Source organism: Anaerobacillus arseniciselenatis (genome assembly GCF_001865995.1).
GTDB classification, from domain to species: Bacteria; Bacillota; Bacilli; order Bacillales; family Anaerobacillaceae; genus Anaerobacillus; species Anaerobacillus arseniciselenatis.
The window spans coordinates 705,577-717,984 of sequence record NZ_MLQQ01000001.1; the positions used below are offsets into that span (position 1 = coordinate 705,577).

13 protein-coding genes and 1 riboswitch are annotated in these 12,408 nt (G+C 34.9%); of the genes, 4 read left to right on the forward strand and 9 right to left on the reverse strand.

Annotation, left to right across the window (positions count from 1 at the left end; all coding sequences use genetic code 11):
• Window positions 1–424 precede the first annotated feature (424 nt).
• On the forward strand, window positions 425–1,276 hold the full coding sequence (gene dat, locus BKP35_RS03460; RefSeq protein ID WP_071311977.1) for a D-amino-acid transaminase: 852 nt from the start codon (window positions 425–427) through the stop codon (window positions 1,274–1,276).
• Between the two features lie 137 nt (window positions 1,277–1,413).
• Here the strand turns inward: dat and BKP35_RS03465 are convergent, their stop codons facing one another.
• Complete coding sequence (locus BKP35_RS03465; RefSeq protein ID WP_071311978.1) at window positions 1,414–2,247, reverse strand: lipoate--protein ligase family protein; 834 nt, start codon at window positions 2,245–2,247, stop codon at window positions 1,414–1,416.
• A 351-nt stretch (window positions 2,248–2,598) separates the two neighbouring features.
• On the opposite strand from BKP35_RS03465, the gene BKP35_RS03470 reads away from it, so the two are divergent.
• A complete protein-coding gene (locus tag BKP35_RS03470) occupies window positions 2,599–2,973 on the forward strand; it encodes a rhodanese-like domain-containing protein (RefSeq protein ID WP_071311979.1) in 375 nt (124 codons plus the stop codon).
• A gap of 41 nt (window positions 2,974–3,014) precedes the next feature.
• Here the strand turns inward: BKP35_RS03470 and gcvPB are convergent, their stop codons facing one another.
• Genes gcvPB through gcvT form a run of 3 tightly spaced genes read right to left on the reverse strand, consistent with a single transcriptional unit; the run spans window position 3,015 to window position 6,932 of the window.
• Entirely contained in the window at window positions 3,015–4,469 is a 1,455-nt protein-coding gene (gene gcvPB / locus BKP35_RS03475; RefSeq protein ID WP_071311980.1) for an aminomethyl-transferring glycine dehydrogenase subunit GcvPB, read from the reverse strand.
• Window positions 4,469–5,815 (reverse strand): aminomethyl-transferring glycine dehydrogenase subunit GcvPA, encoded by a 1,347-nt coding sequence (gcvPA, locus tag BKP35_RS03480; RefSeq protein ID WP_084031418.1) that lies wholly within the window; start codon window positions 5,813–5,815, stop codon window positions 4,469–4,471. The genes gcvPB and gcvPA overlap by 1 nt, the downstream gene beginning before the upstream one ends.
• Before the next feature lie 19 nt (window positions 5,816–5,834).
• Window positions 5,835–6,932 carry a glycine cleavage system aminomethyltransferase GcvT gene (gene gcvT / locus BKP35_RS03485; protein ID WP_071311981.1) on the reverse strand — a complete coding sequence of 366 codons (1,098 nt, stop codon included), beginning with the start codon at window positions 6,930–6,932 and terminating at the stop codon, window positions 5,835–5,837.
• A gap of 215 nt (window positions 6,933–7,147) precedes the next feature.
• A riboswitch (glycine riboswitch) is annotated at window positions 7,148–7,268 on the reverse strand.
• Window positions 7,269–7,558: 290 nt separating this feature from the next.
• On the opposite strand from gcvT, the gene BKP35_RS03490 reads away from it, so the two are divergent.
• On the forward strand, window positions 7,559–9,250 hold the full coding sequence (locus tag BKP35_RS03490) for a DEAD/DEAH box helicase (protein ID WP_071311982.1): 1,692 nt from the start codon (window positions 7,559–7,561) through the stop codon (window positions 9,248–9,250).
• The gene (locus tag BKP35_RS03495; RefSeq protein ID WP_071311983.1) at window positions 9,228–10,034 is read left to right on the forward strand and encodes a YqhG family protein; all 807 of its coding nucleotides are present in this window, start codon (window positions 9,228–9,230) and stop codon (window positions 10,032–10,034) included. Before BKP35_RS03490 ends, BKP35_RS03495 begins: the two co-directional genes overlap by 23 nt.
• A gap of 507 nt (window positions 10,035–10,541) precedes the next feature.
• Here the strand turns inward: BKP35_RS03495 and BKP35_RS03500 are convergent.
• From BKP35_RS03500 to comGD, 5 genes are all read right to left on the reverse strand, one after another.
• Window positions 10,542–10,727 (reverse strand): YqzE family protein, encoded by a 186-nt coding sequence (locus BKP35_RS03500; protein ID WP_071311984.1) that lies wholly within the window; start codon window positions 10,725–10,727, stop codon window positions 10,542–10,544.
• Between the two features lie 115 nt (window positions 10,728–10,842).
• Window positions 10,843–11,223, reverse strand: coding sequence for a competence type IV pilus minor pilin ComGG (comGG, locus tag BKP35_RS03505; RefSeq protein WP_071311985.1), 381 nt, complete (start codon window positions 11,221–11,223; stop codon window positions 10,843–10,845).
• Window positions 11,213–11,650: a competence type IV pilus minor pilin ComGF gene (gene comGF / locus BKP35_RS03510; RefSeq protein WP_071311986.1), complete on the reverse strand. Its 438-nt coding sequence runs from the start codon at window positions 11,648–11,650 to the stop codon at window positions 11,213–11,215. Before comGF ends, comGG begins: the two co-directional genes overlap by 11 nt.
• Window positions 11,647–11,982, reverse strand: a complete 336-nt coding sequence (locus BKP35_RS03515) for a type II secretion system protein (protein WP_071311987.1) — start codon at window positions 11,980–11,982, stop codon at window positions 11,647–11,649. Before BKP35_RS03515 ends, comGF begins: the two co-directional genes overlap by 4 nt.
• Entirely contained in the window at window positions 11,969–12,406 is a 438-nt protein-coding gene (gene comGD / locus BKP35_RS03520; protein ID WP_169819129.1) for a competence type IV pilus minor pilin ComGD, read from the reverse strand. Before comGD ends, BKP35_RS03515 begins: the two co-directional genes overlap by 14 nt.
• Window positions 12,407–12,408 lie beyond the last annotated feature (2 nt).

Sequence of the window (12,408 nt, forward strand, 5' to 3'; positions counted from 1 at the left end):
CTGTGATAGCTTGTCTTAGCTTATCATAGAAAAAAGCCACAATCAATATATAGTATGCAATTATCATACTTAAATACTATATATTGTAACTCGACCGAAAAATTATAAATTTGTCAACTATAAAAGATCTTAAATAAGCAAGAAAAAAGTAGATAAAACAAATATTTAATCTAAAACATTCAAAAATTGAAGATTTTTGTTATTTGCAATTAGTAAATAAACATCGGTAGTTATAACAACAACATTCATAAAAAATTCAGCGAAAATTTTTATTTTTTTGTTACAATAGTGTCATAATGTATAGCGTTAGTTGGTTTGTCATAAAAGCGGACGTTTTCCTGAACGAGCCTTCTTTTTTCGCCAAGAAATAATCAGCGAAGAGAAGAAAATCGTTCGCTTTTTTCAAAAAGAACGGAGGAGAGAGATGTCGTACGTATTACTAAATAATCAAATTACAGAACGTAAAAATGTAAAAATTGATATCGAAGACCGTGGCTATAATTTCGGCGACGGTATTTATGAGGTTATGCCTATTTATAATAAGCAAGTATTTACAATGGAAGAACATCTACAACGGTTTGAGGAATGTGCAGCAAAGCTCGAAATAAAAATGCCTTTTGACAAAGCTACCATTGCAAATTTGCTTAACGAACTAAAAACAAAAAATGAAATAACTGAAGGGATCGTATACATACAAATGACACGTGGCGTATCGCCTAGAGCTCATTTATATGAGCGTAATGTCGAAGGTTTAATTACCGCATTTAGCCGTCAAATGGTTTTCCCTAAAGAGCAACAACAAAAAGGTATTCGTGTATATGTTACCGAAGATATTCGCTGGTTACGCTGTGATATTAAAACGATTAATTTGTTAGGAAATACGATGGTAAAACGAGAAGCTACTGATAATGATTGTAAAGAAGCTGTCATGCACCGCAATGGCACCGTTACTGAAGGTTCATCGTCTAATTTGTTTATCGTTAAAAATGGTACAATTCATACACACCCTGCAACAAACCTCATCTTGAATGGGATTACGAGACAAACCGTTATAAAACTTGCAGAGCAAAATGGTTATAACATCGTCGAAGAAGCTTTTTCTTTAGAGCAATTAAAAAATGCTGATGAAGCTTTTATTACGAGTACAACTCAAGAAATAACACCAATTATTCAAGCTATTGGTGAGATTAATGGCACGTATTCGATTGGAAAGTTAACAAAAATGTTGCAAAATGAATTTACTCAATATGTAAAAAAATGCATTAATAATAAATAGGCATTAAAAAAGGCTTGGCATAATTTTTTGCCAAACCTTTTTTATTTGAGTGAATTTCATAAATACCTAAAATGAGCCATATCAAACTACATATAGATACTTAATGGCGATAATATTGAATTATGAAATTCATTAATTTATTTCCTAAAATTCCATTCGTCATTGGCATATCTTTTTTTTACTATTTCTTGAACATAAGCAATTTCTTCATTACTTAAAGTATAAGATTTAAGGTTTACATTTAAGCCTATTTCAAACCCTTTTTTAAAGGCTAATTCAGCATCTTCGATCGTAATCGTTTTTTTACTTAATTCATTAATTGCTACTGCTTTTTGAGCGAAGCCCTGTAACAGCCGTTCGCGTACTCGTTCATTTGGAAATTTAAAAAGATCAAAAAGTTTATTTTCATCGATATCTAAAATAATCGAACCGTGCTGTAATATGACATTTTTCTGACGTGTTTGGGCACTTCCAGCTATTTTTCGGCCTTCTACGACTAGTTCATACCAACTTGGTGCATCGAAACAAACGGCTGATCGTGGTCGTTTTAACGTTTCCTGTTCTTCCTTCGTTTTCGGAACTGCAAAGTAAGCATCAAGCCCCAATTGTTTAAAGCCTTCTAATACTCCTTCAGAAATAACTCGATACGACTCTGTAACCCCTTTTGGCATCATCGGATGATCTTCAGAGACGATAACACTATATGTAAGTTCATCTTCATGTAGTACTCCTCTACCACCAGTAGGGCGACGCACAAAGCCTAATCGATATTTCTTTACAGCATCTAAATTGATTTCCTTTTCAACTTTTTGAAAATAGCCAATCGACAGTGTTGCCGGATCCCAGCCATAAAAACGAATGGTTGGTTTAATTTTCCCTTCACTATGCCATTCAAGTAACGCTTCATCTAAAGCCATATTAAAAGCCGGTGAACACTTATGAGAGTTAATAAAGTTCCAAGTTTCTTTCATAGTTTATACCTCTTTTTAAAATAGATATTTTTAATCTATAGTACATGAACGTAACTGTCAAACAATTGAATTGATAATTCCTTTTTATTTTAAGGAATGTTATAATTTATATTTGATAGTGTGAATTTCATAATTACCTAAATTGAGCCATTACGTATTAATATGTAGTTGCGATTCGATTAACGCAACTACATATTAATACGTAATGGCGAAAATATCGAATTATGAAATTCATTAGATAATATAGTAATATATAATTAAATTAGCTTCTAGGTTAGTTACACTTATCTGACCTTGAGGCAATAAACTTTATCAACCACGGTCATCGTAAAAGGAGTTGTCGTAAAAGAAATGTTGAATTGGATTTTAGCAATTATGACCGCAGTGCTAGTATTTTTAATCTTCAGGAAGTTATTTAAACCAAAGTACTTAAAACCGCTTACTGAAGAAGAGTTCCGCGAAGGCTACCGTAAAGCACAACTTATTGATGTAAGAGAGCAAAGAGAATTTGAAGGTGGACATATTTTAGGTGCAAGAAATATCCCTCTTTCTCAACTTCGTCAACGTGCTGGAGAAATTAGGCCAGACAAACCTGTTTATTTATATTGTCAAACAGGAAGTAGAACATATCGTGCTGCAGAATTTCTGAAGAAAAAACAAAATTGCGAAGACTTAAACTTTTTAAAAGGTGGCTTTCGCAAATGGTCAGGTAAAATTAAAAAATAAAAGGGTCGACTCAACCGAGTCGCCCTTTTATTTTTTAGTTTTTAAGATTTTTCATATCTTAAAATCGGCTTACGTGCTGCTGTTGTTTCATCTAAACGACCGATCACTGTGTGATGTGGTGCTTCTTGAACAACTTCAGGGTTTTCTTCTGCCTCTTTAGCAATTTGGATCATGACATCAATAAACTCATCTAACGTTTCTTTCGTTTCTGTTTCCGTTGGTTCAATCATTAAACATTCTTCAACATTTAATGGGAAATAGATCGTCGGTGGATGATAACCAAAGTCTAAAAGACGTTTAGCCATGTCTAACGTTCTCACACCTAGTTTCTTTTGACGTTTTCCTGAAAGGACAAATTCATGTTTACAATGCTGTGTATATGGAGCATCAAAATATGGCTGTAGGCGTCTAAACATGTAGTTAGCATTTAATACAGCATCTTCCGATACTTGACGAAGGCCATCTGGACCCATTGTTCGAATATACGTATATGCACGTACATTAATTCCGAAATTTCCGTAATATGGCTTTACGCGGCCAATTGATTCAGGACGATCGTAATCAAAGAAGTAACGATCACCATCTTTTGCAATTACTGGCTTTGGTAAATACGGAATTAAATCTTTTTTCACACCCACTGGTCCGCTGCCTGGTCCACCACCACCGTGAGGCCCTGTAAATGTTTTATGAAGGTTTAAGTGAACAACATCAAAGCCCATATCTCCAGGACGTGCAATTCCTAAAATTGCATTTGAGTTCGCACCATCGTAATATATTTTACCGCCTGCATTATGGATGATTTCGGCCATCTCGACGATATTTTCTTCAAATAACCCTAAAGTGTTTGGATTCGTTAACATTAGCGCTGCCGTATCTTCACCAACTACTTCGCGTAAATGCTCTAAATCGACTAATCCTTTTTCATTGGAACGAACAGTAATTGTATCGAAACCTGCTACAGTAGCTGAAGCTGGATTTGTACCATGTGCTGAATCTGGACAAATGACCTTAGTACGTTGGAAGTCACCGTTGGCTTCGTGGAACGCGCGAATTAACATTAATCCTGTCCATTCTCCGTGAGCCCCAGCTGCTGGCTGTAATGTCACTTCATCCATCCCAGTAATTTCTTCTAAAGACGTTTGTAAATCATACAGTAATTCAAGAGCCCCTTGAACCGTTTCTTCACTTTGATATGGGTGGATATGCGTAAATCCTTTTAGTCTCGCAATATCTTCATTAATTTTCGGGTTATATTTCATCGTACAAGACCCTAGCGGATAAAAACCAGAATCAACACCGTGGTTGCGATTTGATAATGCAGTGTAATGACGAATTAATTGTAATTCTGAAACCTCTGGTAACTCAGGTGCCTCATCTCTAATTAAATCGTTAGGGAGTAATTCATTAAGATCAGTTTCAGTTACATCTAATGATGGTAAACTATAGCTAATTCTTCCAGGTTTACTTAGTTCAAAAATTAACGGTTGATTGTTCATTATTTTACTCCCTCCAATGCTAGAACTAGATGGTCAATCTCCTCTTTTGATCGTAACTCAGTAACGGCAATCGTCATATGATTGTCGAACTCTGAAAAGTCTCTTCCTAAATCATAGCCACCAATAATCCCTTTTTGTAATAGCATTTCATTCACTTCTTGTACTGGTCTCGAAAACTTAATTACAAACTCATTAAAAATAGCATTTTTTGAGAAAGCAACAGTAAAACCCTTATTTATAAATGCTTTTTTAGCATAGTTAGCTTTTTGAATATTTTGTAAAGCCATTTCTTTAATTCCTTTTTTACCTAATGCACTCATTGCTACTGAAGCAGCTAGAGCATTCAAGGCTTGGTTTGAGCAAATATTTGAAGTAGCTTTATCACGTCGAATATGCTGTTCACGAGCTTGTAATGTTAACACAAAACCACGTTGTCCTTGATCGTCAGTCGTTTGGCCAACTAATCTTCCTGGTACTTTACGCATTAGTTTTTTCGTTGTCGCGAAAAATCCACAATGAGGTCCACCAAATTGAGCTGAAATACCAAATGGTTGAGCATCACCAACAACGATATCAGCACCGAATTTTCCAGGTGGTTGTAGTACGCCAAGTGAAAGTGGGTTGCTCGAAACTACGAACAGTCCTTTTTTCGAGTGCGCGATTTTTTCGATTTCTGCTAAGTTTTCGACATTTCCAAAAAAGTTAGGATATTGTACGACAACACAAGCGGTGTTATCATCATATTTTTGACTGAGGTCATCAATATTGGTGACACCCTCTTCGATTTCAATTTCAACAACCGTTAAATTTTGCCCCTTAGCATTCGTTTTAATTACTTCTCTCGCTTCAGGGTGTACAGCTTTTGAAACAAGGATTGTTTTCTTCTTCGTTTGGCCCGCACTCATCATTGCGGCTTCTGAGAGTGCTGTTGGTCCGTCATACATAGATGAGTTTGCCAACTCCATGCCCGTTAATTCACTAATCATTGTTTGAAACTCAAAAATCGCTTGTAATTCACCTTGGGAAATTTCAGGCTGATACGGTGTATAGGCAGTATAAAATTCCGATCTTGAAATGATATGGTCGACAACTGAAGGTATATAGTGTTCATAAACACCAGCCCCTAAAAATGAAGTATAGTCCCCACTATTAGCATTTTTACTTGCCATTCTTCCTAACTCTTTTAAGATCCCGGGCTCTGATAGCGCTTCTTTTAAATCCATTTCCCCTTTAAAGCGTACTTTTTCTGGAATGTCACTAAAAAGCTCTTCGACCGAGTTAACTCCAATCTCATCCATCATTTCTTTTTTATCTTGCTCTGTTACTGGCAAATAACGAAATTTCACTTTAACGTCCCCCTTTGATTTAAGCTCGCTTATAAAATGGTGTTTTCACTACTTTTGCTTTTAAACGTTTTTTTCTTACTTGAACTTCCACAATTGTATTTAATGGCGCAAACTCAATGTCTACTAAAGCTAAACCGACATTTTTATTTAATGTTGGTGATTGTGTACCACTTGTAATAGCTCCAACCTGGTTTTCACCTACGAAAACTTCGTAACCAGTTCTTGGAATTCCTTTATCGATCATTTCTAGACCGACAATTTTTCTCTTTAAGCCTTCTTCTTTTTGAAGTTTTAATGTTTCTTTTCCGAAGAAGTCACTATCTTTGTCAACCTTTACTGCAAAGCCAATCCCAGCTTCTAAAGGGGTAATCTCACTAGTTAATTCTTGGCCATATAAAGCAAGGCGTGCTTCAAAACGGAGGGTATCCCTTGAACCTAACCCACACGGTAGGACTCCATCTGCTTTACCGACTTCTAATATTTTTTTCCAAAGCATTACTGCATCAGATTTTTGACAATAAATTTCAAAACCATCTTCACCGGTGTAACCAGTTCTTGAAACTAATACTTTAGCTCCTTCAATTTCAACATCATCTTGAAACTTAAAGAATGTGATTTCTGAAAGATTCGTTGATGTTAATTTTTGTAACACTTCCTCAGCAATTGGTCCTTGGATAGCAAGCTGAGCAATTTCATCTGAAATGTTGTTTAAACGGACACCATCTACTAAATGTTTTTCCATCCATTCAAAGTCTTTTTCAATATTAGAAGCATTTACGACGATTAAAAAGTCATCATCTGCCTTTTTATATATGATCAAATCGTCAACGGTCCCACCGTCCTCGTAACACATTGCCGTATATTGCGCACCTCCAACCTTTAACTTCGAAACATCGTTTGTCACTAGTTTTTGCAAGTAACTTTCAGCACGGTCGCCTTTTACAGTAAACTCACCCATATGCGACACATCAAAAAGGCCGGCTCTTTCTCTTACAGCTTGATGTTCTTCTTTAATACTACTAAATTGTACTGGTAAGTCCCAGCCACCAAAGTCAATTGTTTTGCCACCGTAATCCTTATATACTTCGATAAGTGGTGTTGTTTTTAATGTAGACATGAAATTACCTCCATTATCATTAACCTAAAAAAATTTCACTTCTAATACAAGTTTGGCTAAAAGGTTTGTTTTTATAAAAAAAGACAGAGAAATACACCGTAAGATGTATTTCTCTGTCCTTAAACCAGAAAGTTTATTCCACTTAGTAATGATAAAAATGGAATTTTCCTCGTGGGTGGTCTTTTAAAATGAACATAAGACACTCTCCAGAGTTGCGTCAAACAAGAGTCTTTTTGCCTGAGAGATTCACGAAAACGCTTGCTCCTTCGGCGCTGCGGCAAAAGCTTTTCTAAAGCTTCTGAATTTAATAATTGCAGTCTCTCCCCTTGTTCTCATTCGCTACTATTTAATTATGTGTTTTATTCATGTTTTTTCAATTCTTTGTCCATACTAATCATTATTAAGTGAGTGAATTTCATAATTACCTAAAATGAGCCATATCAGACTATATGTAGTTGCGAGCGGTTTAACGGAACTACATATAGTTACTTAATGGCGTTAATACTGAATTATTAAATTCATTAAAGTAACTCTATATATTATCCTATCACTACGTACGTTTAATTGGCAATCATTATTTTAACGAACATGAAAGGGTTTTCATTTTCTAGAAAGGATTGGTGGCCATGAATATTAACATAAATTTTGATTCTTCGTGGAAGGAAGGATTGCTCAAAAAGATGGAAGATGATGGCCCTTGGTCAAGCTGGGAATTATATAAGCTCGCCATGGAGGCTGAGAACCACCTATCGATTGATAACTTTTCTGGGCTTGTTGCTCCTACACACCTCCCAGATTTAACGATTTTTCCCCACCAACTTGAAGTCGCTAATAAAGTAATTGAACAAATGAACGGAAAAGCTATTTTAGCAGATGAAGTTGGTCTTGGGAAAACGATTGAAGCAGGTTTAATTTTAAAAGAATATATGATTAGAGGCTTAGTGAAAAAAGCGCTAATTTTAGTACCTGCCTCACTTGTATCCCAGTGGTCACAAGAGCTTAATCAAAAGTTTTACATTCCTGCAGTTCCACAAAGGAAAACTTATGTTTGGGAGCAATGCGATGTTGTCGTTGCTTCTATTGATACAGCAAAAAGAAACCCGCATCGGGACATCGTACTAAAACAAAACTATGATTTAATTATTATTGATGAGGCACATAAATTAAAAAATAAAAAAACAAAAAACTACGAGTTTATCCAAAGCTTAAAGAAAAAGTTTTGTCTTCTTCTTACAGCTACCCCTGTTCAAAACAAATTGGAAGAAATATTTAATCTCGTATCATTGTTAAAACCAGGCCATTTAGGAGATGAAGAAACTTTTGACAATGACTTCCGCTCAAATAGTCGTTCACCGAAAAATGATGAAAGACTAAGAGAACTCGTTAACAAAGTAATGGTTCGTAACCGACGTGAGGATACGGGAATCGAATGGACAAAACGTATTGTTGAAACAATAAATATCTCATTTACAAAAGAAGAACAACAATTATATGATGCAGTAACTGCACTGAAAAATAAAGGTACTAATGAGGAAGATTCCATTATTAAAAGTCACTTTTCTTTATTAACCTTGCAAAGAGAAGTTTGTAGTAGTCGTGAGGCTGCCTTTTTAACATTAAAGAACATGGCAGAAAAACTAACAAATACGAGTGAAGTCACCGAACAAATACAGCATATATTTAAAAGTATTGAACTAGTAAAGACAAATTCTAAAGCGGAAAAAGCGTTGGAACTCGTTCAAAAGATTAACGATAAAGTAATTATATTTACTGAATATCGCGCAACTCAACTTTACTTACAATGGTTTTTTAATCAACATGGGATTAGTTCTGTTCCGTTTAGAGGTGGTTTCAAACGCGGAAAAAAAGATTGGATGAAGCAATTATTTAAAGACCATGCCCAAGTGCTTATTGCTACTGAAGCGGGGGGAGAAGGCATCAATTTACAATTTTGTCACAACATCATCAACTACGACCTCCCGTGGAATCCTATGAGAATTGAGCAAAGAATTGGGCGAATCCATCGCTTAGGTCAACAAAAAGATGTACACATATATAATTTTGCTGTTGAAAATACAGTCGAACAGCATATTTTATCGCTTCTTTATGATAAAATTCGGCTCTTTGAGCGCGTCGTTGGTGAATTAGATGATATTTTAACAAAAATGGAATTAACGAATATTGAAGACCATGTTTCAGATATTTTATTGAACTCTCAAAGTGAAGGTGAAATTAAAGTAAAGATGAACAACTTAACTGAATTAATTAAATTGAATGAGGGAGAGTCGGAAAGAGATGCAGCAGCAGGAGATTCATAATTTTTTAATACGATATTTTTCAGCAAATGAAAGTCCAATTCTTGAAAATAGCGACGGATATTTACACATCCAACTTTCGATTGACTTAGATAAAATGTTAATGAATCGACCTTTTTATTGGCACTATTTAGAGAAAACAGGTGGCACGCCAAACCCGATGCAAATGACTCTTATAACTGATCCCGAGAAATGTGGTGAAGATAAAAAAGGAGAGCAAATTCATTTTGGCTCTCCGAGACTACATCAAATTTTTCACTCTGCTAAAGAACTAGGAAGTTATATTCGACTTTATGAGGAAACGTCCAATATTGCAAATTCAACTTCACTGCACCCTTGGCTATGCTTAAATGCAAAAGTTTCCTATCAATGTGACCGAAAAAAAGATATGGTTGTTTCATTAGGGTTAAATTTAATTACTGGTGAAATCATTGATGAATTTCATTCGATTTTATTAACAAAGACGTTAACACCTAAAATTCCAGATTTTTGTTTTACTTTATCTCCATTAATTACTCCAAAAAGTGGACTGTTACGGCTTGAAAATGTAGTTCGCTCTATGATTGAAAAAGACGATCATCAATGGGCGGAAGCTGCTCACCACCGCTGGCAACAAGATTTAAATTTGTTAGAAACTTTTTATGAAGATGCAGAGGAAAAACCTCCTAGCTATCACTTAGAAGTAGAAGCATTAAAGGAGCAGTATGAACCAAAGATTAACGTCGCTATTATTAATGGAGGCTTATTTTACTTAAACCCACAACATAAGCTTTCTTTAGTGCATTAGATATTAGTTGGTTTGTTGGTTTGTTGGTTTGTTGGTTTGTTGGTTTGTTGGTTTGTTGGTTTGTTGGTTTGGTGGCTAGTTGATTTGTCGTTTGTTGGTTTGGTCCGTAGTGGTGTTCGTCATGAAAATATGGTTTATACTGACCGAGTTACTCAAGCGGCATCCCTAACCAACAAATAACTAACCACCTAACCAAAAAAAGATGACTCCTTATGCTACTTTCCTAAGTAAGCGAAAGTTTAAGAGCCATCTGAGTGAATTTCATAATTACCTAAAATGAGCCATATCAAACTATATGTAGTTGCGAGCGATTTAACGCAACTACATATAGATGCTTAATGGCGAAAATATTGAATTATGAAATTCATTAATCTGAGTGAATTTCATAATTACCAAAAACAAGCCACATCACGCAATATATAGTTTGCGAATGGTTTTAACGCAACTATATATTGATCTTCGTGGCGAAAATAACGAATTATGAAATTCATTAATCTTAAAAAATATTTATTTTTTCTTTTTGATGTTAAATGTGTGCTGTAAAGCGAAAGGAATAAGACCGAACCACCGATACGCAAACGGCAACTTCGATGCTTTTCTTTCTTCCCTCTCTGCTTTCCTTTGTTCACTCGGTGTGTCGACATAGCTGACAAATTGTTGTGTTACATACTTAACATAGTCATTTGTTTTCATTTGGCCATCACCAGCTTTAGTTTTTTTACTAGTATAACCAAGTCAACTTACTTTTTATTCACGTTTTTAACATTTCAAAATTTGTTTGATAGTTCCTTTCTCCATTTACACTTTCTTATAACTCAATTAACCACGGTAACACAGTCTCATTACTCAAATAGTAATAGTATTTCATTTGTTTAGATCTATCACTACTTGTTTTACTTATTAAATGTATTGATTTTATTTCATCTGTTTCACTATCAATAATGAACATTACTTCTCCATTTTCATAATACAGTGTCCCAGTATTCGGGTTGCTATCAATATTAACAATAACATCCTCAAGATCGACAATCGCCATTTGTATTAATCGTTCAGCAGTAAAAGCTTCTGCCTTTTCATTCATAATTTCTTTCTCAATCATATATTGATTTAATTGAAAGGTCACAAAACTACTCAACAAAAAAACAACAAATAAAGTGATTGGCAAAATGAACCCTCTTTCATTGTTCATTATACATATCCTCTAACGGCAAAAAATGGGAAATTCTTTTTTGATTTGTTTGGTCAAATCTGTCTGTTATTCGTACATCAATACCATTATTCCATTCGGAAAAGTGCAAACTTTCAACATTCTGCAAAACAACTTCTTGACCACTATAATTTACTTGCCGTCTAAGTCGTTGTTGAAATAAAGAATATGTGACCGTTTGATTATGCTTTTTTTCCAAAGAGAGAATATTATTATTAACCGAAAGGCTAGAAGCTTCGTGAACGTCTAATGCTAATTGTTGAAAGAATATTGAAGTTTCAATACGTTGATTAAATTTGGCATCGTATGAAATTAATTTAAAGTAATGTGGCACTACGGAGGTAATGATGAGGAAAATCGCAAATGTAATCATAACTTCTATAAGAGTGAATCCAGCATCTTTTTTCATCTCTTACCACTTTCACACCTTTCATAAATACGATCATTAGCTCCTACCCAATGAACACATACGGTTAGCTTTTGATCGTCATTAGAAGTATTGAAAGAGAGGTTATACATTGTCGACTCTACTTTTATCTCTTCTTGAAAAACATCGTTTCTTTCATAAACCCAATCAGTGATCACCTCTTTTAAGAGAAATAATGCGATTTCCTCTTGTTGTATAGACGTTCTTTCATCGTACAAAACGATCAGTGCTGGAAGTAATATAATCGTTGTTACTGTTAAAATCATAACAGATGTTATCACTTCAATGAGCGTAAAGCCTTTACAATTTTTCAATGTAAAACCTACCTCTTCCTAGTAATAACACAAACCGATAACGGTGGTCATCGATTCTAATTTCCATTGTACCAGAACGTCTTACATTTCCATCCGCTAAAAACGCCACGTCATTTAATGAAAGAGTAATCGGTACAAAGGCCGTATTTTCCGAAAACTCCCTCCGTAAAAGAACATTTCCATTTCCTTGCCTAATGACATATTCTTTACTGCCATTTAGGAAAATAACGGACGTATACATGCTATGACTAATTGCCATTTGTTGAGCGTACAAGATATCTTGCTGAAGTTGCTGTATAAATTCATTACGTCCACTAGCATCATAAACTGATTTCATATTACCAAAAGAGATCGAAGTAACAGTAGCAATAATGAACAAAACCATCGTCATTTCCAAGAGGGTGTAGCCACGGTTATTCACCATTA